The sequence below is a fragment of the Pantoea pleuroti genome (assembly GCF_014156615.1).
In the GTDB taxonomy this organism is placed as follows: Bacteria; Pseudomonadota; Gammaproteobacteria; order Enterobacterales; family Enterobacteriaceae; genus Pantoea; species Pantoea agglomerans.
Genome location: NZ_SBFD01000002.1, coordinates 342802 through 367594, shown reverse-complemented (window position 1 = coordinate 367594; position 24793 = coordinate 342802). Strand labels below are relative to the sequence as shown.

Sequence of the window (24793 nt, the reverse complement as noted above, 5' to 3'; positions counted from 1 at the left end):
GATAACGGGCAAATTATTATTTAGGTTCAGTGCCAAACCATTTTTTATAGAGCGTGTTGTAGGTGCCGTTCTCTTTCAGGGTTTTCAGTGCGCCGTTTACTTTTTCACGTAAATCGTCGCTGCCTTTCGGGAAGGCGATACCATACTGCTGCGCTTCAATTGAATCGCCTACCGCTTTAAAGCGGCCTTTACCGGCGGTATGGATGAAGTAAAGGATGTTTGGCGTGTCGTGCAGCACGGCGTCCGCACGGTTGGTGCCCAGCTCCATATAGGCGCTGTCGATATTCGGGAACTGACGCAGATCTTTGGATTTGATGTTGGCTTTCGCGTATTCCACGGAGCCGGTGCCGCTTTTCACTGCAACCACTTTACCGTTCAGATCGCTGATGCCTTTGATGTCGTTTTCATTGTTACGCACCATCACCTGCAGACCGCTTTTGTAATAGCCGTCAGAGAACTCAATCGCTTTTTTACGTTCTTCGGTAATGGTGATACCCGCCAGTGCCAGATCGACATTGCGCGTTTGCAGTGCAGGGATAATGCCGCTGAAGTCCATTGGCTTCAGGGTGTAATCGAGCTTCAGCTCTTTCGCAATGGCATCCCACAGATCCACATCGAAGCCGACATATTTATCACCTTGTTTAAATTCAAACGGAACAAAGGCGGTATCCGTGGCGACGACCAGCTTCTTGTCTGCTGCAGTGGAAGAGAGAGAGAAGGCCAGCGCCAGCGCGGCCACAGAAACTTTTAACAGTGACTTCATCATTTTTCCTTTTTTTACTACCAGGCGGCAGGGCCTGCGTTTGCGGCTTGTCATATGAAAGAATTATGCCAACTTTGCAAAATCCGCGAAATCAGAGAGTTAAATAACATAGCTGACACGATTTTGCAGTTAATTCTGCCATTGCACCAGTTTGGTGCTCAGTTTTGGTGCAGGTGGCTGTTTTGGTGCAAGCGGTAGTGTGCCTCAGATGTTAAGGCTGTGAAGCGGAGGAGGGAAGAACTGTTAACAGGGTCATAAAAATGCGGTAACACAGACGTAAAAAAGGCGGGTTTCCCCGCCTGACAGACTGCATTGAGTCTTATTCGATGTTCGCTTCGATAAACCACAGGAATTTATCAAGGTCACGTGATGCCGCAGTGAAGATGTCAGCGGTATCTTCGTCTTTCACTTCAGTGATCGCTTTACGGGTGTCATTCGCGACAACGCTGTAACGGTCTGCCAGCGCTTTCAGATGATCCTGAACGCTATGGATATTCAGCGGATAGCTCTTCAGCGGAGTCGTATCGTTTACGACCTGCGTGGTGCCCAGCGCCACGCCACCCAGCTGAACCACACGCTCGGCAATAGTATCCTGATGATCGGTAATCGCGGTGCGGAAACCGTCCAGCATCTCATGCACACCGATAAAATTAGCACCGCGCATGTTCCAGTGCGCCTGCTTAGTGATCAATGACAGGTCAATAAACTCGACTACCATACGGTTTAACACCGCGATGGTGGCTTTTTTATCGTCTTCGGCCACATCATTACGGGTATAAATCAGGTCAGAAGATTTAGTTTTAACCAATTTAGCGGTACTCATCGTTTCAGTCCTCTCTTTGATGGTTGTCCTAATCAAGTACCGGATAAGTATAGCAGCGCTTTTCAGCTTTGCAGAAACGACTTTGTCGATGGATGAAATAGCGTGCGTCTTTAGTCAAAGCAGAGCTGGGCTAAGAAGGTTAATGCCATGTTAAAATATAAAATCAAATAAATAGCTATTTAAATCATGTTGTTATTCTATTATGTAAATAACTGGTAAGTGTCTGTTTCAAAATAGGCAGCGCAGGAAGGAGCGAAGATTAAGAATAATTCTCACGATGAGCATGATTATTATTTAGCCCCGCCGGCAGGCGGGGCGGATAGCGTTTATTTTTGGATATCGTCTGATAATTCAACGCTGTTTAACTGACTCTTTTTCGGCCGCATGGTCAGCGTTGAACCTGCCGAGGCGATGATGATCGCCAGCAGCGCCAGCCACTGTAGCCCGGTCAGGGTTTCCCCCAGAAACAGCATGCCGGAAAAGGCAGCCATGGCGGGTTCCAGACTCATCAGCGTGCCAAAGATGCGCGCCGGTAAGCGGGTGAGGGCGATCATCTCCAGCGAATAGGGAATGGCGCTGGAGAGCAGGGCAACCAGCAACGCGATCGGCATAACGGCCCATGTCCAGATGCCACTTTCTGCGAACGTCAGCCCCAGCGGTACAAAAATCACCGAGGCAATCAGCGACCCGATAGCCACTGTCGCCGGGCCATGTTCTGCGCCTGCCCGCTGTCCTGCCAGGATATAGATCGCCCAGCAGGCGCCTGCACTCACTGCCAGCGCAGCGCCCAGCGGATCAATCGCAGTCATGCCTGTGCCAAAAGGCAGCAGGAACCACAGACCAATCACGGCCAGCAACACCCAGACAAAATCCAGTGGCCGGCGCGATCCGAATAGCGCCAGCGCCAGCGGGCCGGTAAATTCCAGTCCCACCGCCACACCCAGCGGCACGGTACGAATCGCCAGATAGAACGTGAAATTCATTGTGCCCAGCGCCAGTCCATACATCAGGAGTGGCAGACGTTGTTCCCGGCTAAAGCGTAAACGCCAGGGTTTGAAGATAATACAGAGTATCAGGGTGCCAAAGCCCAGACGCAGCGCGGTGATGCCGGTAGCGCCAACGGCAGGAAACAGGCTTTTCGCCAGCGAAGCACCGCCCTGAAGCGACAGCATCGCAATCAGCAGTACGGCAATCGGCATCACTATCGGGGCAAGGTTTTTAGAAGCGGGAGAGGCAGACATCCTGTGTACTTTTCCTGGTCAGCAACGTAATGAGTCAGCCAGTGTAAAGGAAATAGCAGGCAAAAAATCACGGAATGGGGTTTTAAATTTGTCTCAACTGAGCGATTTTTGGCCACAATCAGGGCCATTTAGGTAAAGAAATGTCAGGTTTTTTTAGGATTTAACTTAAAGAACGAAATGAGCACAAAATGATTATTGCAGAAAGATGACGGATTTTATAAGAAAAATGAATGACATAGGTTGTCGCATTAACTTCCTGTTACACCAAACATTCTGTTAGACAACAAAATCCGGGCAGAGTTTCTCGCTATTTTTTGTTATATTTTCAGCGTTGTCAGGAGAGAAGTATTTTCACATTTGAGGTGGTTATGAAAAAAATTGCATGTCTTTCAGCATTAGCCTGTGTACTGGCAGTATCTGCAGGTTCAGCAATGGCACAGAGCACCGTAACTGGTGGCTATGCTCAGAGCGACTATCAGGGCGTAGCTAACAAAGCTAACGGCTTCAACCTGAAATACCGCTACGAAGACGGTTCTAACCCACTGGGTTGGATCGGTTCATTCACCTACACAGAAAAAGATAACACCGATTCTGGCATTTATAACAAAGGCCAGTACTACGGTGTGACCGGTGGTCCTGCTTTCCGTCTGAATGACTGGGCAAGCATCTACGGTGTTGTGGGTATCGGCTACGGTAAATTCCAGCAGAACGATACTTCATCACGCGATAAAACTGATTCAAGCGACGTAGGTTTCTCTTACGGCGCAGGTCTGCAGTTTAACCCAGTTCAGGACTTCGCAGTTGACGTGGGTTACGAGCAGAGCCGTATCCGTAACGTTGACGTTGGCACCTGGATTGCTGGCGTAGGTTACAGCTTCTAAGTTTAGCTTAGCTGACCTGCAAAAAAACGGCCCCCGGTGGGCCGTTTTTTATTGTGCTGATTTTACTGACCCCTTTCACGTGTCTGCACGTTTCCCGACTTTTCCGGATCGCTGTAGCCGATCAGCCGCCATGCTGGTTGATACCGCAGGACATATTGATTCGAAGGGGAAACAGGAAAAAGAGAAAGCAGAAAGGGAGAGTGCGCCTCTCAGCCAGCGGCTGAAAGGCATAGAATCAGGCTTAGCCGCGCCAGATCAGATTCTGACAGCGACGATCGTCAGACTTATGGCCCAGCAGTTTTTCCAGCAACATCAGACGCAGTGTGAACGGTGAACGCGTCAGCAGGCACAGCCAGGATTTCATCTCCGTGGTTGTTTTCTTCTCAGCCTGGAAGCATTTGCTGCAATCTAAGCAACATTTCAGGGTGCTCATAGAATCACCTCCCAATCATTGTCGACGCGGTAGTCAGCAGCCTGCGGTGAGAAGCGTCATCATCACCGGAGCAACAGAGGATCACCAGGGATCGCTCTTTTGCTGCTTACATTATCGTCAAATATAGCACTGGCTATATCCTTTAGCCAAGGCTAATGACGAAAAATTTGAGCTTCTTTGCGGCTGGTTTACAATGAGCGCAGCTAAATCCGTACAGCAGTGACAGTACGGGAAAAAATAATGAGGAAGCTGAATGAGTCGTCGTGCTAAAAGCGTGGTTTCTGCGCCAAAAGGACCACTGAAAGATATTGAAGAGCATGTCGAAGGTTTTCGGCAGGTGCGGGAAGCGCATCGTCGGGAATTAATTGATGACTACGTTGAGTTAATCTCTGATTTGATTGGTGAATTTGGCGAAGCGCGTCAGGTCGATATGGCGGCCCGCCTGGGCGTTTCGCAACCGACCGTAGCGAAAATGCTGAAGCGGCTTGGCAGTGCCGGGCTGGTTGAGCAGGTGCCTTACCGCGGTGTCTTTCTGACCGGTGAAGGGGAGAAACTGGCAGAGGAGAGCCGCGCCCGTCATCACATTGTTGAAAGTTTTCTGCTGGCGTTAGGCATCAGTCCCGAAACTGCCCGACGTGATTCAGAAGGGATTGAGCATCACGTCAGTGATGAAACGCTGGCCGTATTTAAGAAATTCTCCGAAACCCGCTAACGCTAAGGCGCACCTTCATCATGCCTCAACTGCTTCGATCTTTTTTGCATGACTCTGTTTTGCATTTATTAATCGTGATTGGTGTAGTTCTGGCATTTCTGGCGGATTTTCGCTGGGCCGATCTGCCCGGTGCCGTAGACTGGCATACCATTATTACGCTCACCGGATTGTTGATCCTGACCAAAGGGCTGGAAACCAGTGGCTACTTTGACGTGCTGGGGGGACGACTGATTGCGCGTTTCCGGCACGAACGTGCGCTGGCGCTGTTTATGGTGCTGGCTGCCGCGTTGCTCTCTACGTTTCTGACCAATGATGTGGCGCTGTTTATTCTGGTGCCGCTGACGCTGACGCTGCGAAAGTTCTCTCACTTACCCATCTCGCGACTGATCATCTTTGAGGCGCTGGCGGTCAACGCCGGATCTCTGCTAACGCCAGTCGGCAACCCGCAAAACATTCTGCTGTGGAGCCACGGCAAACTAAGCGTTGTCGCGTTTATTGTGCAGATGCTGCCGCTGGCCGCCTGGCTGCTGCTTAGTCTGATGGTATTAACCTGGTTCAGCTTTTCAAAGCGGTCGATTGATAAGCATGACAACCCGGAACAGCCGCAGTGGCAGAAGCCGCTGTTTATTGTCAGCGTGGTGTTATACCTGCTGTTTATCGCCGGCCTGGAGCTGGAAATCACCGGTTGGGTCCTGCTGCTGATTCTTGCTACTTTCCTGGTGATGGCGCGTCCGGTGCTGCTGCGCATCGACTGGAGCCTGCTGGCGGTGTTTATCGCCATGTTTATTGACGTCTTCCTGATGACGCGTCTGCCGGTGATGCAGGCTCACTTTGATGCGGTTTCTCATTTCGGTCAGGGGCAGCTCTACCTGCTGGCGATTGGTCTGTCACAGGTGATCAGCAACGTCCCGGCGACGATTCTGCTGCTGCAAAAAGTCCCGCCTGGCGATGTGCTGGCCTGGGCGGTCAATATTGGCGGATTCGGCCTGCTGCCGGGTTCGCTCGCCAACCTGATTGCCCTGCGTATGGCGAAGGATCGGGCCGTCTGGTGGCATTTCCATCTCTTTTCTCTCCCTCTGCTTGCCTGGTCGATGGCCAGCGGCTGGCTGCTGTTGCGGCTGCTCAATTAGACCCGACGCATCCTGCTACCCGCCACAGGTGGCAGGATGTGCGCCATTTCTCAAGTTTCGTAAAGTTGCGCTGGATTTTGTCAGTTTCCGATATAAGGTTAACAGGACCTTTATGCCCGGGAATTAGGGCCTTAGCCAGTGATGGGAACTATGAGCGAGAATAACCAACGCGATCCACACCAGCAGGACGCAGAGAATGCGACGGATAAAAACCGTCAGTCAGAGGAAAATCAGGACAACGACCAGCAGCCTGAGCGTAAACGCCCCGGTAAAAAGCCGCTGATTATTCTGGCGGTAGTGGTGGTGATTATGCTGATTGTCGGCTTCTGGTTCTGGTTCACTACCCGCAATATTGAAACCACCGACGACGCCTTTACCGAAGGCGATGCCGTTACCATTGCGCCTAAAGCCTCCGGCTATGTCGTGAAGCTGCTGGTGAAAGATAACCAGCGGGTGAAGAAGGGCGATCTGCTGGTGGAGATCGATCCCAGCGACAATCGTGCCCAGCGTGAACAGGCTAATGCGCAGCTCGGTTTAGCTGTCGCACAGCTACATCAGGCGCAGGCTCAGCTGGCGCTGTCAAAGGTACAGTATCCTGCACAGCGCGATCAGGCGCTGGCGGATCAGGCGAAAGCCGAAGCGAATCTGCTTAATGCGCAGGCGGATTATCGTCGCCAGCGCGGCGTCGACCCGCGTGCGACCAGTCAGCGTAATATCGACAGCGCGTCCGCGCAGTTACGTTCAGCGCAGGCGCAGTTACAAAGCGCGAAAGCACAGGTTGAAGTGGCGTCACAGGTTGCTCTGCAGATTCGCCAGCAGGAGACCAATGTTGAAGCGCGTCAGCAACAGGTTGAGCAGGCGAAGGCACAGTTAAGCACGGCCGATCTTAATCTCTCCTATACCCAGGTCCGTGCGCCCTATGACGGGTTTGTCACCAAGCGTAACGTTCAGCTGGGCACACTGGTGCAGGCGGGATCGTCGCTGTTTTCGCTGGTCTCGCCTGAGATCTGGGTCACCGCTAACTTCAAAGAGTCTCAGCTGCAACACATGAATCCTGGCGACAAAGTTGAAATCAGCGTCGATGCCTGGCCGGATATGAAGCTGGAAGGGCATGTCGACAGTATTCAGATGGGCTCTGGTTCACGCTTCTCGACTTTCCCGTCAGAAAACGCCACCGGTAACTATGTGAAAATCGTTCAGCGCGTGCCGGTTAAAATTGTCATCGACAAAGGCCTTGATCCAAACCATCCTCTGCCGCTGGGTCTCTCAGTTGAACCGAAGGTAACGGTGGAATGAGTACGGCGCAGAGCTGGAAACCCGCCAGTAATCCGTGGTTAGTGGCGATCACGGTCACGCTGGCGGTGTTTATGGAGATCCTCGACACCACCATTGTTAACGTGGCGCTGCCGCATATCGCCGGTTCGCTCTCCTCCAGTTACGATGAGTCAACCTGGGTGCTGACCTCCTATCTGGTGGCGAACGGAATTGTGCTGCCTATCTCTGCGTTCTTCAGCCGACTGTTTGGCCGTAAACAGTTTTTCCTGATCTGCATCGTGATGTTTACCATCTGCTCATTCCTGTGCGGCATCGCTACCGAACTGTGGCAAATCATTCTGTTCCGCGTGCTGCAGGGCTTTTTCGGTGGCGGATTGCAGCCGGTTCAGCAGTCTGTGCTGCTGGACTATTTCAAGGCGGAAGATCGCGGCAAGGCATTTGGGCTCTCCTCTATCGCCATTATTGTCGCGCCGGTGATTGGCCCGACATTAGGTGGCTGGATTACCGACAACTACAGCTGGCGCTGGGTGTTCTTTATCAACATTCCGGTCGGCGTGCTTACCGTGCTGGCGATCTATCAGCTGCTGGAAGATCCACCGTGGGAGCGTAAGTGGGCCAAAGGTAAGCTGAAGATCGACTATATCGGCATCAGCCTGATTACCTTAGGACTGGGTTGTCTGCAGGTGATGCTGGATCGCGGAGAGGATGAGGACTGGTTTGCCTCGCACTTTATCGTGCTGTTCGCCATTCTGGCGCTGATCGGCATCGTCGGTGCCATCTACTGGCTGATGTATGCCCGTAAGCCAGTGGTCGATATTCTGGTGATGAAAGACCGCAACTTCTGGGTCGCCGGCCTGTTGATGGCGGGGATGGCGATGATTCTGTATGGCAGCTCCGTAGTGCTGCCACAGCTGGCGCAGCAGGATCTGGGGTACACCGCCACCTGGTCAGGTCTGGTGCTGTCGCCTGGCGCGGTGCTGATTGTACTGACCATACCGCTGGTGCTGAAACTGATGCCGATCGTTCAGACGCGCTACATCATTGCCTTTGGCTTCAGCTGTCTGGCCGTGGCGTTTCTCTACTCCGCCACCTTAACGCCCAATGTCGATTTCAACACGCTGGTGTTGATGCGTAGCGCACAGTCAATCGGGCTGGGTTTCCTGTTTGTCCCGCTGACGACTATCGCCTTTGTCACCATTCCGCAGCGGCTTAATGCTGACGCCTCGGCGCTGTTTACCATGTTCCGTAACGTAGCCGGATCGATTGGGATTTCACTCTCGACCGCTGCCATTACCGAGCGCGAACAGGTGCGGTCGGCGCACATGGTGCATAACATGACGCCGCTGAATGAGCCGTTCAACATTACGCTTCAGCACTGGGCGCAGGCGATACGCGACTTTACCTCGGCGGTGGGCGATCCCGTCACGCTGGCAACCGGTCAGCTCTATCAGGAGATGATTGCGCAGTCGCGTATCCTCGCTTACATCGATGTCTTCTCAGGCCTGAGTATTGTCGCCCTGATTTTGATTCCATTTTGTTGGCTGCTGTCGCCGATTAAGAGCGAAGGCAGTGCAGGAGCACACTAACATGAAGGTTTTTTACTCTCATCGCCTGAAACCCCTGAGTTTACTGCTGGCCCTCGGGCTGGCGGGCTGCGCCGTCGGACCTGACTATCAGGCGCCGAAACCTGCCGTGCCGGGTGGTTACAACACTCTGGATTCGCAGGAGGCGTCAAAGCCACAAAATGCCGCGATTAATTCACGCTGGTGGCACAGCTTCAATGATCCGCAACTCGACAGTCTGATTGAGCGGGCGATTGCGGGCAATCTGAGCCTGCAGCAGACGGTGCTGCGCATTGCCGGGGCACGTGAACAGCTGACGCAGGCGCAGGGCAGTCTGTTCCCCACCCTGGGCGGTTCAGCCAAAGTGACGCGTCAGCAGCTCGGGCTGGAAGGCTTGCTGAAATCCAATGGCGCAACCGATCAGCTCGACAGCAACGTTGCCAGCCAGCTCAATGGATTGACCCAGCCGGTTAACCTCTATCAGGGCAGCTTTGATGCCAGCTGGGAGCTGGACCTGTGGGGCAAAGTGCGCCGTCAGGTTGAGGCAGCTAATGCCCAGCAGCAGGCAGCGATAGAACAGCGCAATGATGCGCTGGTCTCACTGGAAGCCGAAGTGGCGCGTGCCTGGCTGCAGCTGCGCGGCGCGCAGAGCACGATTCAGACGCTGCAACAGCAGATTGAGGTGGCGCAGCAGACGACCGAGCTGACCCAAAGCCAGCAGCGTAATGGCCTGGCCCCGCTGACCGATGTGGAAAATGCGCGTGCCCAGCTCAGCACGCTGCAGGCGCAACTGCCGCAGTATCAGTCGCAGGCGCGGCAGGCGATGAATGGGTTAGCGGTGCTGCTCGGCAAGACACCGGGGGCGCTGGATGCTGAACTCAGTACGCCAAAAGCGTTACCCCCGCTGCCACAGTTTGTCCCGGTAGGCATTCCTTCTACGCTGGCACGTCGTCGTCCTGATATTCGTCAGGCTGAAGCGACGCTGCATGCACAAACCGCTGAGATAGGGGTTTCTGTCGCGCAGCTTTTCCCGAGCCTGTCACTGACCGGCCAGCTGGGCGTACGCAACACCGATGTCAGCTATCTGGATAACTGGAGCAGCCATTTCTACAGTTATGGCCCGTCGTTATCGATTCCGATTTTCCAGGGCGGACAGCTGGTGTCGAGCGTGAAGTTAGCGCGGGCGCAGCAGGCCAGTGCCGCGCTGGATTATCGCCAGACGGTGCTGACGGCGTTGCAGGATGTGGAGAATGCGCTGGTCAGCTATCGCGCCGATCAGCAGCGAGTCACCGCGCTGGATGAGACAACCGGTGCGCTTCAGCGCGCCTTTGATCTCGCCAGCGACAGTTATCGCCAGGGGCTCTCGACCTTCCTGGAGGTGCTGGATGCGCAGCGTCAGCTGGCACAGGCAGAGGAGCAGGCGACACAGGCGCGGATGCAGAGTGCACTCGATTTAGTGGCGCTCTATAAAGCGCTGGGCGGCGGCTGGGAGACTTACCAGAACGTGAATATGCCGCAATATCCGGTATTTGGCCCGGCCACGCAGGCTAACTAGTCATCCGGCGGTAGCTGCCTCTGCGCAGTTACCGCTTTATCTCTCCTCCGGCAGCGTTAAAACCGATGCTGCCTGTCTCTCCATGTTGTTCACCATGATCTAACTCATTGAAAAAGAGAGCTTCTCAGCATCACTGTAACGGTTGCAGCCAGCAGAAAATAAAGCAGTGGTAAGCGCAGGGTTATTATCAGCGCCTCCGGCGAGCGATTATTTTTATGTTGCTGGCACTTTCCGCATTCAGGTTTTTGAGCTCTGTCACCTTTCTCAATTTATTTCTTTGATGCTTTTTTAAGGCAACTTACGACTGAACGAGTGGGGACGCGTGAGACTATTCAGTCAGCCTGAGCCGGGCGGAACTGTTATTGCGCAGTTAAGCGATCTGCGAATAATCCGACTCTGCTATAAATTGCAGCGGCAAAAATGGTTAACAGGTGGCAAAGGGCATAATTAAAAAAGCCACCAGAGCGTTAATTCTTTTGCGCTATTTAACGGTGCCGGGGGTGGCTTTTTAAGCATAATCTGTAAGCTGGTGTGACTGAGGTCACGAGCCGGCACATTTTTAATCTGTTATCCCGGGCCCGTAATCGTAAATAATGATGTGCACAGCCCGCATTTAGCGGATAGCGTTGACAGCCTTCTGCCGGGATAATCTGCCTGAAATCGTTTTCAACTCCTGAGTAAAAGTGCCATTTGTTGTTAATTCAGCGTTAATAAAAGGTCAGGTACGCCTGTTTTTAATAGCTCTGTTTCGGCTGAATTAATACTTAGGAATTATCTGTAGCGTAAAAATAATTTATTTTTTTATTTGAATTAGGTAGTCTTGGCGCTACAGTTTTATTAACCCCCCTTAATCAAGGACATTGTGATGAGTGACGCATTTAAGGTACTGAACAATATTCGCACATTACGTGCCCAGGCTCGTGAACTGCCACTGACCGATCTTGAAGAGATCCTGGAAAAATTAACGGTGGTTGTTACTGAGCGCCGTGAAGAAGCAGAAGCGGAAGAGACGCAGAATCGCGAAAAAGAAGAAAAGCTTTCTAAATATCGCGAAATGCTGCTGGCTGACGGTATCGATCCTAATGAATTATTAGGTGCACTGGAAAGCGGGAAAAAACGTACCAAGCGTGCGCCGCGTCCGGCTAAATATTCTTACACTGACGAAAATGGTGAGCAGAAATCCTGGACTGGCCAGGGCCGTACCCCGGCAGCGATTAAAAAAGCGCTGGATTCCGGTAAAAGCCTGGACAGTTTCCTGATCGATTGATCAACACAATCCTTGTAAGTGGGAGCCGGGGGGCCATCATGGCCTTCCGGCTTTTTTATTTCTGCCGGGATATCAATCACCCCGGAAGGAATCAACGGCTGACGCTGGCGTGCGCTGCGTCACATCTGGCATAATAGCCGCCGTTTTTTCATCCATTCTCTTCACAAAGGTCAATGCCGTGTTAGTTAGCAGCAATATCACCATGCAGTTTGGCAGCAAGCCACTGTTCGAAAATATCTCCGTTAAATTTGGCGGCGGTAATCGTTACGGTTTAATCGGTGCGAACGGCAGCGGAAAATCCACCTTCATGAAGATTTTGGGTGGCGATCTGGTGCCTTCAGGCGGCAATGTTTCTTACGATCCCAACGAGCGCATCGGTAAGCTGCGTCAGGATCAGTTCGCCTTTGAACAATTTAGCGTACTGGACACCGTTATCATGGGTCACCATGAGTTATGGGAAGTGAAGCAGGAGCGCGACCGTATTTATTCTTTGCCAGAAATGAGCGAAGAAGAGGGGTATAAAGTCGGCGATCTTGAGGCACTTTACGGTGAGATGGACGGCTATAGCGCGGAGTCTCGTGCCGGTGAGTTATTACTCGGCGTCGGCATTCCGGTTGAGCAGCATTATGGCCCGATGAGCGAGATTGCGCCGGGCTTTAAATTACGTGTGCTGCTGGCGCAGGCGCTGTTTTCTAATCCCGATATTCTGTTACTCGACGAACCGACGAACAACCTGGACATCGATACTATTCGCTGGCTGGAGCAGGTGCTGAACGAGCGTGACAGCACCATGATTATCATTTCGCATGACCGTCACTTCCTTAATATGGTCTGTACGCACATGGCTGATTTGGATTATGGCGAGCTGCGGGTTTATTCCGGTAATTATGACGAATATATGACCGCGGCGACCCAGGCGCGTGAACGTCTGTTATCCGATAATGCCAAGAAAAAAGCGCAGATTGCCGACTTACAATCGTTCGTCAGTCGTTTTAGCGCCAACGCCTCTAAATCGCGTCAGGCGACATCACGCGCTAAGCAGATGGATAAAATTAAACTGGATGAAGTGAAAGCCTCCAGCCGTCAGAACCCGTTTATCCGCTTTGAGCAGGACAAGAAGTTATTCCGTAATGCGCTTGAAGTGGAAGGTTTGACCAAAGGATTTGATAACGGTCCGCTGTTTAAGAATTTAAATCTGCTGCTGGAAGTGGGTGAGAAGCTGGCGGTGATCGGTGCCAACGGTATCGGTAAATCAACCCTGCTGAAATCGCTGGTGGGTCAGCTGACGCCAGATAACGGCAGCGTTAAATGGTCAGAGAATGCGCGTATTGGTTATTATGCTCAGGATCACGCAGACGATTTTGCCAATGACCTGACGGTATTTGACTGGATGAGTCAGTGGAAACAGCCTGGCGATGATGAGCAGACCATTCGCGGTATTCTGGGTCGTCTGCTGTTTTCACAGGATGATATTAAGAAGCCGGCCAAAGTGCTTTCCGGTGGAGAGAAGGGTCGTATGCTGTTCGGTAAGCTGATGATGGAAAAACCGAACATTCTGATTATGGATGAGCCGACCAACCACCTCGATATGGAGTCGATTGAATCGCTCAATATGGCGCTGGAGATGTATGAAGGCACGCTGGTGTTTGTTTCACACGACCGTGAATTTGTCAGCTCTCTGGCAACCCGCGTGATAGAGCTGAAAGCAGACCGTGTGGTGGACTTCACCGGTAATTACGAAGATTACCTGAGGAGTCAGGGTATCGTCTGATTGAAATGGGGTGGCGCAGGCCACCCCGTTTTTTTTGTGCTGATGATTGGTTTTGTTATTTTTGATGCTGTTGGTTCTGTTGGTTCTGTTGGTTCTGTAGTTCAGCATAGACTCAGGGATTATCTGGCAGCAACGCATATGCTTAAGGCGCGGGGAACATGGTCAGAGGAGGAAAGCGTCCCGCGGCATGGACAAAAACGCCGGGAGCGTTTTTGAACAACGCAACGCGTTGGCCCGGTACGGGCGCACCTCAGGGATGAGGTGCGTAATCGCGCAGGCCGAGCGCCCATGGATGGTTTAAGCGACTTTCCGATCTGACCGTGTTCCCTAAGCAGGTAAAACCTCACCACGGTGCGGGCTCAGGGAGCAGAGGCGTTCCTGCCGACGCTACGCGCTACCACCACACACTTCACAGTGCGCATCCTGCGCCACCTTCATGCTGCGGAACTCCGCGCTCATCGCATCGTACATCAGCAACCGGCTGGTAGCGGGCTTGCCAAATGCCGTCAGCACTTTAATCGCTTCCATCGCCTGCATCGCACCAATCACGCCAACCAGCGGAGCCATGACGCCCGCTTCCACACAACTCAGGGTTTGTTCCCCAAACAGGCGGCTGATGCAACGATAGCAGGGTGTGCCGGGCTGCCAGTTGAATACACTGATCTGACCTTCCATCCGAATCGCGGCGCCGGAGACCAGTGGCACCCGCTGCTGACGACAGAGCCGGTTAAGCTGCTCACGCACTGCAACGTTGTCGGTGCAGTCAAGCACCACCTGCTGCCGGGCGATCAGCGCCAGCAGCGCTGCATCGTCCAGCTGTCCATTGACCGGATGCAGCTGGCAGTGCGGATTGATGGCGGCCAGGCTTTGTGCGGCGGAGTCCACTTTGGCACGACCAATGTCAGCATCGTGATGCAGGATCTGCCGTTGCAGGTTGGAGTACGACACGGTATCGAAGTCGAGCAGCGTCAGGCTACCGACACCGGCAGCCGCCAGGTAGGGCGCAGCGGCGCAGCCGAGTCCGCCCAGCCCGACGATCAGCGCATGACTCGCTTTCAGCCGCTCCTGACCGTCGAAATCAAAGCCGCGCAATACAATCTGCCGGTTGTAGCGCAGCATCTCCTCATCGCTTAATTCAGGCAGCATTTACGCCTCCAGCAGGGCGTTGAACGGTTCCACCTCGACCCATTCGCCCGGTTCAACATTGCCACGATCCCGTTCCAGCACAATAAAACAGTTTGCCTGGGCGAAAGAGCTGAAGACGTGTGAACCCTGCATCCCTGTAGTCTCTACCTCCAGTTCACCCTGTGCGTTCTGTCGCAGGATGCCGCGCTGAAAATCGAGCCGGCCTGGTGACTTTTTAAGCCGCGAAGCGCAGCGCACTTTCTGACGTGGCGGCAATGCTGATTTTTGCTGGCTGGTGAGGGTGGCAAGCAGCGGCTGGACGAGCTGATAAAAGGTCACGGCGGCGGAGACAGGATTACCTGGCAGGCCGCAGAACCAGCTGCTGTTGAGGCGGCCAAAAGCAAATGGCTTGCCAGGCTTGATCGCCAGCTTCCAGAAGCTGATGGCACCAAGCTCTTCCAGCATCGTTTTGGTGAAGTCCGCTTCGCCCACCGAGACGCCGCCGGTAGTAATCACGACATCCGCCTGCCGATCGGCCTCGGTGAAAGCAGCACGCAGTGCGGCCGGGTCATCTTTGATGATGCCAAGGTCGATGACTTCGCAACCCAGCTTATGCAGCATCAGCGATACCGCAAAGCGGTTGGTATCGTAGATCTGGCCTTCGGCCAGCGGCTCGCCGACCGGCTGGAGTTCATCACCGGTGGAGAAGATAGCGACCCGCAATTTTCGCAGCACGCTGACCTGTGCGATACCCAGTGAGGCGAGCAGTGGCAGCTCCGCCGCGCCCAGCCGCGTTCCCGCTTCCAGCACCACGGTGCCTGGCTGAATATCATCGCCGATGAGACGAATGTTCTGTCCTGGACGGACCGGCGCGGTGATCATAATCGCATCACCCTGTGTTTCGGTCTGCTCCTGCATCACTACTGCTTCACAGCCTGCAGGCACCGGCGCACCGGTCATGATGCGAATCACGCTGCCCTGCGGCCATTCACCGCTAAACGGTGCGCCTGCAAAGGCTTTACCCGCCACCGGCAGCGGCTGACTGCTACTGGCGTCTGCCAGCCTGACGGCGTAGCCATCCATCGCAGAGTTATCAAATGGCGGCACGGCAATCGGTGAAGTCACCGCTTTGGCGGTGATACGCCCGACCGCTTCGGCCAGCGGCACGCTAAGAGAGTCGGTGACGGGCGTCAGCTGTGACAGCATTTTTTGTTGTGCCTCCTCAAGGGAGATCAAGCCTGCAGTAAAACTTTCCATGGATATTCCAGCCTGGTTATCTCAGATGCTGCCTATTATGGTGGGAATTAGCCGCTGAGTCACATCGGTGTCGGCCTGACTTGCCTGTTGTTGTGGCCAAAGTGAAATATGGCGGTAAGAAAAGGTTATAACCACAGGAACAGTTTCCGCTTTACAACACTTAGCAGGCTTTCTATAGTCAAAAATCACCAAAAATGGGTGAAAACCATTTTAAATCAGTGTTTTTCGTCCTGATGCAACCACAGGGTAGATCGTTATGGTCAATGCAGTGATCGCCATTCATGGAGGCGCCGGTGCCATTACGCGCTCAGCAATGAGCGCCGAAAAAGAGCAACTTTATCGTCAGGCGCTACACGATATTGTCACTCAGGGCCAGCAGATACTGGCTCAGGGCGGCAGCGCACTCGATGCGGTGACCGAAGCGGTGCGACTGCTGGAAGAGTGCCCGCTGTTTAACGCCGGTAAAGGTGCGGTCTTCACCCATCAGGGCACACATGAACTCGATGCCTGCATCATGGATGGCCGCACGCTGGGTGCAGGAGCGGTCGCGGGCGTAACGCGGGTACGGAATCCGGTGCTGGCGGCACGTGCCGTGCTGGAACATAGCGAGCATGTCCTGTTTATCGGCGAGGGCGCAGAGCAGTTTGTTGAAGCGCACGGGCTGGAAACGGTCACGCCTGATTACTTCTCTACCCCGGAACGCTGGGAGCAGTTGCAGCGCGCGCTGAACAGCGATACGGCAGTCCTGGACCATGATGGTGCTGCGCACAGCGACGACCCGCTCGACCCGGACCGTAAGTTTGGTACGGTGGGGGCCGTCGCGCTGGATCTTGAGGGCAACCTCGCGGCCGCCACGTCAACGGGCGGTATGACCAACAAGCAGGCCGGGCGGGTCGGCGACTCGCCGCTGCCAGGCGCGGGCTGTTACGCCAGTAACGACAGCGTGGCGGTCTCCTGTACCGGCACCGGAGAAGTCTTTATGCGGACGCTGGCGGCCTACGATGTGGCAGCGCAGATGCGCTACGCCGGGCGCTCGCTGCAGCAGGCCACAGTTAATGTCATTCATGACAGTGTGCTGGAGCTGGGCGGCAGCGGGGGGCTGATTGCCGTCGACCGCGCAGGCAATGTGGCGCTGCCGTTCAACAGCGAAGGGATGTATCGCGGTGTGGCGCGGGTTGGCGAAGTGGCAGACGTCGCTATCTATCGTGAAAGTTAAGGAGCAGAGATGAGCGACAGGCAAACGTTACCGCCGCTGGCCCCTGAGCAGGTCCTGGCGGTGCGCGATCTCAATGTGCGTTTTCAGCACGAAACCACCGTCACTGACGCGGTGCGTCATTTGTCACTCGATCTGTTTCGCGGCGAAACGCTGGCGCTGGTGGGGGAGTCAGGCTCGGGGAAATCAGTGACCTCGCTGGCGCTGATGCGGCTGATTGAGCAGGCTGGCGGGAGGGTCAGCGGCGAGGTGCTGCTGCGGCGTCGCAACGGCGACGTGCTGGATCTGATGCGCGCCTCAAAAGGTCAGATGCGCCGGGTGCGCGGTGCGGATATGGCGATGATCTTCCAGGAGCCGATGACCTCGCTGAATCCGGTCTTCTCCGTGGGCGAGCAGATCGCGGAATCCATCCGTCTGCATCAGGGCCTGAGCCACGCTGGCGCGCTGGCCGAAGCGCGCCGGATGCTGGATCTGGTACGAATTCCCGATGCGCAAAAGGTGTTATCCCGCTTTCCGCATCAGCTTTCGGGCGGGATGCGTCAGCGCGTGATGATCGCCATGGCGCTCTGCTGCAAACCGGCCCTGCTGATTGCCGATGAGCCGACCACCGCGCTCGACGTCACCATTCAGGCGCAGATTCTGCAGCTTATCCGCGTGCTGCAAAAAGAGATGCAGATGGGCGTGATTTTTATCACTCACGATATGGGCGTGGTCGCCGAAATGGCCGATCGGGTTCAGGTGATGTATCGCGGCGAAGTAGTAGAAAATGCCCCGGTAGCCAGGCTGTTCAGCGCCCCGCAGCAGCCCTATACCCAGGCGCTGCTGGCGGCGGTGCCAAAGCTCGGTTCGATGCAGGGCCAGCCCCTGCCAGCCAAATTTCCGTTGCTGCACAGCGATGCCGTTGATGACGTACCGCAGGATACGGTTCGCCGCCTGCAGCCACCCATTTTGCAGGTGCGCGATCTGGTCACCCGCTTTGATATTCGCGGCGGCCTGCTGAACCGCGTCAAAAGCCGGGTGCATGCCGTCGAAAAAGTCAGTTTTGATCTCTATGCCGGTGAGACACTGGCGCTGGTGGGGGAGTCTGGCTGTGGTAAATCGACCACCGGACGATCGCTGCTGAAGCTGGTTGCCAGTCAGGGTGGCACCCTGACGTTTGACGGGCAGCGGATAGACCATTTGTCGGGTGCCGCGCTGGCCCATCTGCGACGCGACATTCAGTTTATCTTCCAGGATCCCTACGCCTCGCTCGATCCCCGGCTGACGGTTGGCTTCTCCATTATGGAGCCGCTGCTGGTTCACAAGGCGATGCCGCGTCGTGAGGCGGAGCAGCGCGTCGCCTGGCTGCTGGATAAAGTGGGTCTGCTACCGGAACATGCTCAGCGCTATCCCCATGAATTTTCCGGCGGCCAGCGTCAGCGCATCTGTATAGCCCGCGCGCTGGCGCTGAACCCCAAAGTGGTGATCGCCGATGAGTCCGTTTCGGCGCTGGATGTGTCAATTCAGGCGCAGATAATTAATCTGATGCTCGACCTGCAGCGCGAGTTTGGCATCGCCTTCCTGTTTATTTCTCACGATATGGCGGTGGTGGAGCGTATCAGCCACCGCGTGGCGGTGATGTATCTCGGTCAGATTGTCGAGATGGGGCCGCGTCAGGCGGTGTTTGAGCAGCCTCAGCACCCTTACACCCGAAAACTCATGGCAGCGGTGCCGGTAGCCGATCCGGCTCACCGGCGTCGCGAACGAGCCTTACTGGTCGATGAGATCCCCAGCCCGATTCATGCGTTAGGGGATGAACCTGAAGTGGCGCCGCTGATGGAGGTGGCTCCGGGCCATTTCGTCGCCCGCCACGTTATCAGCGCGACCTGAACAGTGACGATGTCGCCCCGGCGACCAACCCGACAGGGATTACAGGAGAACAAGATGCAGATTACGATGCGTAAAGGGTTACTGGCGGCTGGCGTGTTAAGCAGCGCAATGGCATTGCCCGCCTGGGCAGCACAGGATGCGGTGATTGCTGTCGCGTCCAACTTCACCACTCTCGATCCCTATGACGCCAACGACACGCTGTCGCAGGCGGTCGCGAAATCCTTCTATCAGGGCCTGTTTGGCTTTGATAAAGAGATGAAGCTCACCAACGTGCTGGCTGAGAGCTATCAGGCCAGCGCCGACGGCCTGACCTACACCATCAAACTGCGTTCCGGGGTTAAATTCCAGGATGGCACTGACTTCAATGCGGAAGCGGTAAAGGTCAACCTCGATCGTGCCAGCAACCCGGATAACCATCTCAAGCGCTACAACCTGTTTAAACATATCGCCAGCACCGAAGTGGTGGATCCGACTACGGTAAAAGTAACGCTGAAAGAGCCGTTCTCCGCCTTTATCAACATTCTGGCCCATCCGGCGGCGGCGATGATTTCGCCCACCGCGCTGAAAAAATATGGCAAAGAGATCGGTTTCCATCCGGTAGGAACCGGCCCGTTTGTGTTTGAAACCTGGAACCAGACCGATTTTGTGAAGGTGAAGAAGTGGGACGGCTACTGGAAGCCGGGCTATCCGAAGCTGGACAGCATTACCTGGCGACCAGTGGTGGACAACAACACCCGCGCGGCGATGCTGCAGACCGGCGAAGCGAACTTTGCTTTCCCGGTGCCCTATGAGCAGGCAAAACTGCTGGAGAAGAACAGCAAGCTTGCAGTGGTAACTACGCCATCGATTATGCAGCGTTACATCAGCCTTAACGTCACTCAGAAGCCGTTCGACAATCCGAAGGTACGTGAAGCGCTGGAGTATGCCATCAACCGTCAGGCGCTGGCGAAAGTGGCGTTCTCCGGTTACGCCACGCCTGCTACCGGCATCGTACCGCCCACCATCGACTTCGCTCAGACCTATCCGGCCATCAGCTACGATCCGGCCAAAGCGAAAGCCCTGCTGAAAGAGGCGGGTTACCCGAACGGGTTTGAAACCACGCTCTGGTCATCACACAACCACAGCACCGCGCAGAAAGTGTTGCAGTTCACCCAACAGCAGCTGGCGCAGGTTGGCGTGAAAGTTAAAGTTACGGCGATGGATGCGGGTCAGCGTGCCGCTGAAGTAGAAGGCAAAGGCCAGAAAGAGAGCGGCGTGCGCATGTTCTATACCGGCTGGTCTGCCTCAACCGGCGAAGCGGACTGGGCGCTGACGCCACTGTTTGCTACTACGGCCTGGCCACCGGCGATCTTCAATACCGCGTTTTACAGCAATCCTAAGGTCGATAAAGATCTGGCAGATGCGCTGAAAACCACCGACCGTGCTGAGAAAGCGCGTCTCTATAAAGATGCGCAGGATACCATCTGGCAGGATCACCCATGGATCCCACTGGTGGTTGAGCAGTTGGTTTCTGCCAACAGCAAAAACCTCAGTGGTTTTTATGTAATGCCCGATACCTCATTCAATTTCGATGAGGCAACTCTGAAGTAACGGAGACGGCCAGCCCGTGAGGCTGGCCGCAGCTGCAGGATGTTGCATGTTTAACTATTTTCTCAAACGACTCTTTGGGCTGATCCCCACGCTGCTGATTGTGGCGGTGCTGGTGTTCCTGTTTGTTCACCTGCTGCCGGGCGACCCGGCGCGTCTGATCGCCGGGCCGGAAGCCGATGCCTCGGTGGTGGCGCTGGTGCGTCAGGAGCTGGGACTCGACCTGCCGCTGCCGCAGCAGTTCTGGCACTTTATGCTGAATGCGCTGCAGGGCGATTTCGGCCAGTCGATGGTCTCGAAGCGGCCGGTCGCGGAAGAGATCGCCTCACGCTTTATGCCAACTTTGTGGCTGACGCTGGTCAGCATGATCTGGGCAGTGATTTTTGGCATGGCAATCGGCATCGTTTCCGCTGTCTGGCGCAATCGCTGGCCCGATCGACTGGGGATGACCCTGGCGGTGTCGGGCATTTCGTTTCCCGCCTTTGCGCTGGGCATGCTGCTGATGCAGGTCTTCTCAGTGGAGCTGGGATGGCTGCCAACCGTCGGTGCAGAGAGCTGGAAACATTACATTCTGCCCTCCATCACTCTGGGCGCGGCGGTGGCGGCGGTGATGGCGCGCTTTACCCGCGCCTCATTCGTGGAGGTGATGCAGGAAGATTATATGCGGACCGCCCGGGCCAAAGGAGTGCGCGAGTCGCTGGTGGTGGTGAAGCATGGCCTGCGCAACGCCATGATCCCGGTGGTGACGATGATGGGGCTGCAGTTTGGTTTCCTGCTGGGCGGATCGATCGTGGTCGAGGTGGTGTTTAACTGGCCGGGCCTGGGGCGGCTGCTGGTCGATTCCGTGGCGATGCGCGATTACCCGGTTATTCAGGCGGAAGTTTTGCTGTTTTCACTGGAGTTTATTCTGATCAACCTGTTTGTCGACATGCTCTATGCGGTGATTAATCCCGCTATTCGCTTTAAGGAGTCGCGATGAAAAACTGGCGACGCGAAGCGGCACTGAAAACGATGCCGCTGATTGCGGAGAATCGGGTGCGAACGCCGTGGCGTGAATTCTGGCGGCGTTTCAGAGGACAGCCGGTGGCGCTGCTGGCCGGGCTGTTTGTGCTGATACTGATTGTGCTGGCGGTTATCGCCCCGTGGATTGCGCCATTCGACGCAGAGAACTACTTCGATTATGACCGGCTCAATGACGGCCCCTCGCTGATGCATCTGTTTGGCGTCGATTCGCTGGGGCGCGACATCTTCAGCCGGGTGCTGGTCGGCACGCGGATTTCCCTGATTGCGGGCTTCTTTTCGGTGGTGATCGGCGCGCTGATCGGCACGCTGTTTGGGCTGTTAGCCGGCTATTACGAAGGCTGGTGGGACCGCATCACCATGCGTATCTGCGATGTGCTGTTTGCCTTTCCCGGCATTCTGCTGGCGATTGCGGTGGTGGCGATTATGGGCAGCGGCATGAGTAATGTGATTGTGGCGGTCGCTATCTTCAGTATCCCGGCGTTTGCCCGGCTGGTTCGCGGCAATACGCTGGTGCTGAAGCATCAGACCTATATTGAGTCGGCACGCAGTATTGGCGCTTCTGACTGGACTATCCTGATGCGGCATATCCTGCCCGGCACGGTATCGCCGATTGTGGTCTATTTTACCATGCGGGTTGGTACCTCAATCATTACCGCGGCCAGCCTGTCGTTTCTGGGACTAGGAGCGCAACCGCCTACGCCGGAGTGGGGTGCAATGCTGAATGAGGCGCGGGCCGACATGGTTATCGCGCCTCACGTGGCGATTTTCCCCAGCCTGGCCATCTTCCTTACCGTTCTGGCATTTAATTTACTCGGAGACGGGCTGCGCGACGCACTTGATCCTAAACTAAAGAGATGAAACCTTTCGATTATGATCAGGACTTCAGCACTATCGACTTCCGCCAGCACCCCGAGCTTTATCAGGTCGGGCGTGGCGAGCAGGGCGTGCTGATGGTCGAGCCTTATAAAGGCGAAATACTGCCACACTGGCGTTTTCGTACCGTTCCCATTGCTGAAGAGTCGGCTGAGAAAATCATGGCGCTGTTTGAGGAGTATCGGCGCAAGGACGATTTTGTCGGCATGGATATGGCGCGCAAATTTATTCAGATGGGGTATACCCGTGCGCGCCGTTACAGCAACCACAAGGGCGGACGCAAATATGACGCGGATGGCAAGGAGCTGCCGCGCGGCGTCAACGAGGAAAAAGCCGCGGCGGCGGCTGTTTTCAAAGGCTACTGGGACAAACTTCGTGCAGATGAGGACTATCTGCGACGTAAAAAAGCGCATCAGCAGCAGTATGGTTAAGCGTTAACGCTGCTCTCCCGGCAGTCGCTACCCCCTGCTGCCGAGGTTGTTTTAATGAACCCGTCCTGCTCAATCTTATCCCTCATTGCTTGCCTGCAACGGCTCTGGCGCAGCGCCCGTGCTGCCAGATGCACAACCGTTTCGCCACGCCCTAAAACGCCATCGCCCGCCACGCTTGCCGGATAAGTTCAGACAGCAGCAGAAGTGAAACCTTTTCTGCTGGCGAGCCGGGGGCGTAAAGTAGTGAAAAAACGCGTAAAAGCCGATCCACAGCACAGGCAAAAAAACGGGCGGTTCAAACCGTGCTTTTTCCAATAACTTCCCGTGCTATAAAAAGAAATTGGCTGCGGAGCCTCTGACTGGCGGACAAGCGAAACGCTGACAGTGGCCGCTGTTCAGAGCATCCGGTAAAACGCGGGTTGATATTCACTTGTTTTCATTAATAATAAACGGGCAAACCCCACTGAGGGGGCTATGCCCCTCAGGTAATGAAATGGATAATGTGAGAGCTAAATAATGAAAGAGATCATCAACGGATTTCTGAATTTCCAGCAGAATGTGTTTCCTGAAAGGAAGGATCTTTTCAAAAGCCTGGCATCAAATCAAAATCCGAAAGCGCTGTTCATCTCCTGTTCAGACAGCCGTCTGGTGCCTGAACTGGTGACGCAGCAGGAGCCAGGAGAGCTGTTCGTTATCCGCAATGCGGGCAACATCGTTCCCTCATTCGGCCCGGAGCCAGGCGGTGTCTCCGCCACTATCGAATATGCGGTAGTCGCGCTGGGCGTCTCCGACATCATCATCTGTGGTCACTCTAACTGTGGTGCCATGAACGCCATCGCCTCCTGCGCCTGCATGGATACCATGCCTGCGGTTGAGCACTGGCTGCGCTATGCCGATGCGGCAAAAGCGGTGGTTGAGCAGCGTGAGTATGACTCGCCAGAAAAGAAGCTGAACGAGATGGTCAAAGAGAACGTCATCGCCCAGCTGAACAACATGAAAACCCATCCTTCCGTGTCCGTCGCGCTGCGTAACGGTAAGCTGCGTCTGCACGGCTGGGTTTACGATATCGAAAGCGGCACCATTATGGCGCTGACCCAGGGTGGCAAACAGTTCATCACCCTGTCTGAGAATCCTGACACCTGCTTTGAGTAATCTTTTTCGCCCGCTGTGCTCTGCAGCGGGTTTTCCTGCTACTCATTCAGCATAAGAGCGTTAAACCGCCTCTGTTATTCTGCATTTCCCCTCTGGCTTATCTATGCTTGCTTAAACCTTCCTGATACAAGCGAGTTGATGATGCGTAAAACTTCCGTTGCTGCTCTTCTGGCGGTCTCTGTCGTGCTGCTTAGTGGTTGTACATCTCATGTTGCTGATAAGCAGCAATATTCAGGTTTTTTAAGCGATTACAGCCAGTTGCAACCGACGTCGTCAGCCAGTGGTGAACCGACTCTGCGCTGGATTTCACCCGATTATCAAAGCAGCCATTATAAAGATGTGCTTTATACATCGCTGATCTACTACCCGGCGGCGCACCCCACGCCACGCGTCACTCAGCAAACGCTGGATCAGGTGCTCAGTTACACCGACATCCAGCTAAAAGGCGCGATAGCCACCCGTCTGCCTCTGGTGAATCAGGCTACGCCGCATACCCTGAAGGTAAGGGCCGCCATTACCGCCGTGTCAGCAGAAAACCAGGGCGTGCAGTTTTATGAAGTGGTACCGGTTGCCGCGGTCGTTGCCAGCACCATGGCGGTGTCAGGGCATCGTACTCAGAACAGCGAACTGTTTCTGGAGATAGAGGCCAGCGATGCGGTGACGGGCAAACCGCTGATCCGGGTGGTTCGCAAAGCCTTTGGCAAAACGGTCAGTAACAGCAATACGCCGATCACCTTTGACGAGCTGAAGCCTGGTATCGATACGATGGTGCGTGACACGGTAAGTTTTAACGCGCCCTGACTCTGACGGGCGACAGCAGAGCGCTGTCGCCCTGATTAATCTTTTGTAA

General features: G+C 54.9%; 22 protein-coding genes. 16 read left to right on the top strand and 6 right to left on the bottom strand.

From position 1 onward, the window contains the following. Positions 1 to 16: 16 nt before the first annotated feature. The 3 genes from glnH to rhtA all read right to left on the bottom strand — a co-directional run bounded on the left by glnH (position 17) and on the right by rhtA (position 2827). Positions 17 to 763 carry a glutamine ABC transporter substrate-binding protein GlnH gene (gene glnH / locus EPG66_RS05700; protein ID WP_010254333.1) on the bottom strand — a complete coding sequence of 249 codons (747 nt, stop codon included), beginning with the start codon at positions 761 to 763 and terminating at the stop codon, positions 17 to 19. A gap of 319 nt (positions 764 to 1082) precedes the next feature. Then, on the bottom strand, positions 1083 to 1586 hold the full coding sequence (gene dps / locus EPG66_RS05695) for a DNA starvation/stationary phase protection protein Dps (RefSeq protein ID WP_031591741.1): 504 nt from the start codon (positions 1584 to 1586) through the stop codon (positions 1083 to 1085). Between the two features lie 326 nt (positions 1587 to 1912). After that, on the bottom strand, positions 1913 to 2827 hold the full coding sequence (gene rhtA, locus EPG66_RS05690; protein WP_010254339.1) for a threonine/homoserine exporter RhtA: 915 nt from the start codon (positions 2825 to 2827) through the stop codon (positions 1913 to 1915). 368 nt (positions 2828 to 3195) lie between these two features. Between rhtA and ompX the strand changes: the two genes are divergently transcribed. After that, positions 3196 to 3708 carry an outer membrane protein OmpX gene (gene ompX / locus EPG66_RS05685; protein ID WP_010254344.1) on the top strand — a complete coding sequence of 171 codons (513 nt, stop codon included), beginning with the start codon at positions 3196 to 3198 and terminating at the stop codon, positions 3706 to 3708. Between the two features lie 241 nt (positions 3709 to 3949). On the opposite strand, the gene EPG66_RS05680 is transcribed toward ompX, so the two are convergent. Continuing rightward, positions 3950 to 4141: a hypothetical protein gene (locus EPG66_RS05680; protein WP_029518943.1), complete on the bottom strand. Its 192-nt coding sequence runs from the start codon at positions 4139 to 4141 to the stop codon at positions 3950 to 3952. Between the two features lie 253 nt (positions 4142 to 4394). Between EPG66_RS05680 and mntR the strand changes: the two genes are divergently transcribed. From mntR to EPG66_RS05645, 7 genes are all read left to right on the top strand, one after another. Next, the gene (mntR, locus tag EPG66_RS05675) at positions 4395 to 4853 is read left to right on the top strand and encodes a manganese-binding transcriptional regulator MntR (RefSeq protein ID WP_010254350.1); all 459 of its coding nucleotides are present in this window, start codon (positions 4395 to 4397) and stop codon (positions 4851 to 4853) included. A gap of 20 nt (positions 4854 to 4873) precedes the next feature. Further along, positions 4874 to 5983: an SLC13 family permease gene (locus EPG66_RS05670; protein WP_022625975.1), complete on the top strand. Its 1110-nt coding sequence runs from the start codon at positions 4874 to 4876 to the stop codon at positions 5981 to 5983. Between the two features lie 150 nt (positions 5984 to 6133). Next, a complete protein-coding gene (locus tag EPG66_RS05665; protein WP_010254357.1) occupies positions 6134 to 7279 on the top strand; it encodes an HlyD family secretion protein in 1146 nt (381 codons plus the stop codon). After that, positions 7276 to 8844 carry a DHA2 family efflux MFS transporter permease subunit gene (locus tag EPG66_RS05660; RefSeq protein WP_182686200.1) on the top strand — a complete coding sequence of 523 codons (1569 nt, stop codon included), beginning with the start codon at positions 7276 to 7278 and terminating at the stop codon, positions 8842 to 8844. The genes EPG66_RS05665 and EPG66_RS05660 overlap by 4 nt, the downstream gene beginning before the upstream one ends. A gap of 1 nt (position 8845) precedes the next feature. Further along, on the top strand, positions 8846 to 10375 hold the full coding sequence (locus tag EPG66_RS05655) for an efflux transporter outer membrane subunit (protein WP_182686198.1): 1530 nt from the start codon (positions 8846 to 8848) through the stop codon (positions 10373 to 10375). 865 nt (positions 10376 to 11240) lie between these two features. After that, on the top strand, positions 11241 to 11642 hold the full coding sequence (locus EPG66_RS05650; RefSeq protein ID WP_003850507.1) for an H-NS family histone-like protein: 402 nt from the start codon (positions 11241 to 11243) through the stop codon (positions 11640 to 11642). A gap of 178 nt (positions 11643 to 11820) precedes the next feature. Then, complete coding sequence (locus EPG66_RS05645; protein WP_010254366.1) at positions 11821 to 13413, top strand: ABC-F family ATPase; 1593 nt, start codon at positions 11821 to 11823, stop codon at positions 13411 to 13413. A gap of 387 nt (positions 13414 to 13800) precedes the next feature. Here the strand turns inward: EPG66_RS05645 and moeB are convergent, their stop codons facing one another. Both moeB and moeA read right to left on the bottom strand, forming a co-directional pair. Next, positions 13801 to 14559, bottom strand: coding sequence for a molybdopterin-synthase adenylyltransferase MoeB (gene moeB, locus EPG66_RS05640; RefSeq protein WP_182686196.1), 759 nt, complete (start codon positions 14557 to 14559; stop codon positions 13801 to 13803). Beyond that, positions 14560 to 15795: a molybdopterin molybdotransferase MoeA gene (gene moeA, locus EPG66_RS05635; RefSeq protein ID WP_182686194.1), complete on the bottom strand. Its 1236-nt coding sequence runs from the start codon at positions 15793 to 15795 to the stop codon at positions 14560 to 14562. Between the two features lie 256 nt (positions 15796 to 16051). Here moeA and EPG66_RS05630 point away from each other — a divergent pair, with 256 nt between their 5' ends. From EPG66_RS05630 to EPG66_RS05595, 8 genes are all read left to right on the top strand, one after another. After that, the gene (locus EPG66_RS05630; RefSeq protein WP_182686192.1) at positions 16052 to 17011 is read left to right on the top strand and encodes an isoaspartyl peptidase/L-asparaginase family protein; all 960 of its coding nucleotides are present in this window, start codon (positions 16052 to 16054) and stop codon (positions 17009 to 17011) included. A 9-nt stretch (positions 17012 to 17020) separates the two neighbouring features. After that, complete coding sequence (locus EPG66_RS05625) at positions 17021 to 18877, top strand: dipeptide ABC transporter ATP-binding protein (protein WP_031594646.1); 1857 nt, start codon at positions 17021 to 17023, stop codon at positions 18875 to 18877. Positions 18878 to 18931: 54 nt separating this feature from the next. Continuing rightward, positions 18932 to 20467, top strand: coding sequence for a glutathione ABC transporter substrate-binding protein GsiB (gsiB, locus tag EPG66_RS05620; RefSeq protein WP_010669736.1), 1536 nt, complete (start codon positions 18932 to 18934; stop codon positions 20465 to 20467). Positions 20468 to 20513: 46 nt separating this feature from the next. After that, positions 20514 to 21443, top strand: coding sequence for a glutathione ABC transporter permease GsiC (gene gsiC, locus EPG66_RS05615; protein ID WP_010254376.1), 930 nt, complete (start codon positions 20514 to 20516; stop codon positions 21441 to 21443). After that, positions 21440 to 22345 carry a glutathione ABC transporter permease GsiD gene (gene gsiD, locus EPG66_RS05610; protein ID WP_182686190.1) on the top strand — a complete coding sequence of 302 codons (906 nt, stop codon included), beginning with the start codon at positions 21440 to 21442 and terminating at the stop codon, positions 22343 to 22345. The genes gsiC and gsiD overlap by 4 nt, the downstream gene beginning before the upstream one ends. Then, the gene (locus EPG66_RS05605; RefSeq protein ID WP_010254385.1) at positions 22342 to 22791 is read left to right on the top strand and encodes a DUF4385 domain-containing protein; all 450 of its coding nucleotides are present in this window, start codon (positions 22342 to 22344) and stop codon (positions 22789 to 22791) included. Before gsiD ends, EPG66_RS05605 begins: the two co-directional genes overlap by 4 nt. A gap of 516 nt (positions 22792 to 23307) precedes the next feature. Continuing rightward, on the top strand, positions 23308 to 23943 hold the full coding sequence (locus EPG66_RS05600; protein ID WP_010254395.1) for a carbonic anhydrase: 636 nt from the start codon (positions 23308 to 23310) through the stop codon (positions 23941 to 23943). A 141-nt stretch (positions 23944 to 24084) separates the two neighbouring features. Beyond that, entirely contained in the window at positions 24085 to 24744 is a 660-nt protein-coding gene (locus tag EPG66_RS05595) for a DUF3313 domain-containing protein (RefSeq protein WP_182686435.1), read from the top strand. The last annotated feature ends 49 nt before the right edge of the window (positions 24745 to 24793 follow it).

Bases quoted from the DNA above. Each gene is read 5' to 3' on its own strand.
- moeB (WP_182686196.1), bottom strand. From the start codon at position 14,559: ATGCTGCCTGAATTAAGCGATGAGGAGATGCTGCGCTACAACCGGCAG.
- ompX (WP_010254344.1), top strand. From the start codon at position 3,196: ATGAAAAAAATTGCATGTCTTTCAGCATTAGCCTGTGTACTGGCAGTA.
- EPG66_RS05660 (WP_182686200.1), top strand. From the start codon at position 7,276: ATGAGTACGGCGCAGAGCTGGAAACCCGCCAGTAATCCGTGGTTAGTG.
- rhtA (WP_010254339.1), bottom strand. From the start codon at position 2,827: ATGTCTGCCTCTCCCGCTTCTAAAAACCTTGCCCCGATAGTGATGCCG.
- gsiD (WP_182686190.1), top strand. From the start codon at position 21,440: ATGAAAAACTGGCGACGCGAAGCGGCACTGAAAACGATGCCGCTGATT.
- EPG66_RS05680 (WP_029518943.1), bottom strand. From the start codon at position 4,141: ATGAGCACCCTGAAATGTTGCTTAGATTGCAGCAAATGCTTCCAGGCT.
- mntR (WP_010254350.1), top strand. From the start codon at position 4,395: ATGAGTCGTCGTGCTAAAAGCGTGGTTTCTGCGCCAAAAGGACCACTG.
- dps (WP_031591741.1), bottom strand. From the start codon at position 1,586: ATGAGTACCGCTAAATTGGTTAAAACTAAATCTTCTGACCTGATTTAT.
- moeA (WP_182686194.1), bottom strand. From the start codon at position 15,795: ATGGAAAGTTTTACTGCAGGCTTGATCTCCCTTGAGGAGGCACAACAA.
- EPG66_RS05665 (WP_010254357.1), top strand. From the start codon at position 6,134: ATGAGCGAGAATAACCAACGCGATCCACACCAGCAGGACGCAGAGAAT.
- EPG66_RS05655 (WP_182686198.1), top strand. From the start codon at position 8,846: ATGAAGGTTTTTTACTCTCATCGCCTGAAACCCCTGAGTTTACTGCTG.
- gsiB (WP_010669736.1), top strand. From the start codon at position 18,932: ATGCAGATTACGATGCGTAAAGGGTTACTGGCGGCTGGCGTGTTAAGC.
- gsiC (WP_010254376.1), top strand. From the start codon at position 20,514: ATGTTTAACTATTTTCTCAAACGACTCTTTGGGCTGATCCCCACGCTG.
- EPG66_RS05605 (WP_010254385.1), top strand. From the start codon at position 22,342: ATGAAACCTTTCGATTATGATCAGGACTTCAGCACTATCGACTTCCGC.
- EPG66_RS05600 (WP_010254395.1), top strand. From the start codon at position 23,308: ATGAAAGAGATCATCAACGGATTTCTGAATTTCCAGCAGAATGTGTTT.
- EPG66_RS05650 (WP_003850507.1), top strand. From the start codon at position 11,241: ATGAGTGACGCATTTAAGGTACTGAACAATATTCGCACATTACGTGCC.
- EPG66_RS05630 (WP_182686192.1), top strand. From the start codon at position 16,052: ATGGTCAATGCAGTGATCGCCATTCATGGAGGCGCCGGTGCCATTACG.
- EPG66_RS05670 (WP_022625975.1), top strand. From the start codon at position 4,874: ATGCCTCAACTGCTTCGATCTTTTTTGCATGACTCTGTTTTGCATTTA.
- EPG66_RS05595 (WP_182686435.1), top strand. From the start codon at position 24,085: ATGCGTAAAACTTCCGTTGCTGCTCTTCTGGCGGTCTCTGTCGTGCTG.
- EPG66_RS05625 (WP_031594646.1), top strand. From the start codon at position 17,021: ATGAGCGACAGGCAAACGTTACCGCCGCTGGCCCCTGAGCAGGTCCTG.
- glnH (WP_010254333.1), bottom strand. From the start codon at position 763: ATGAAGTCACTGTTAAAAGTTTCTGTGGCCGCGCTGGCGCTGGCCTTC.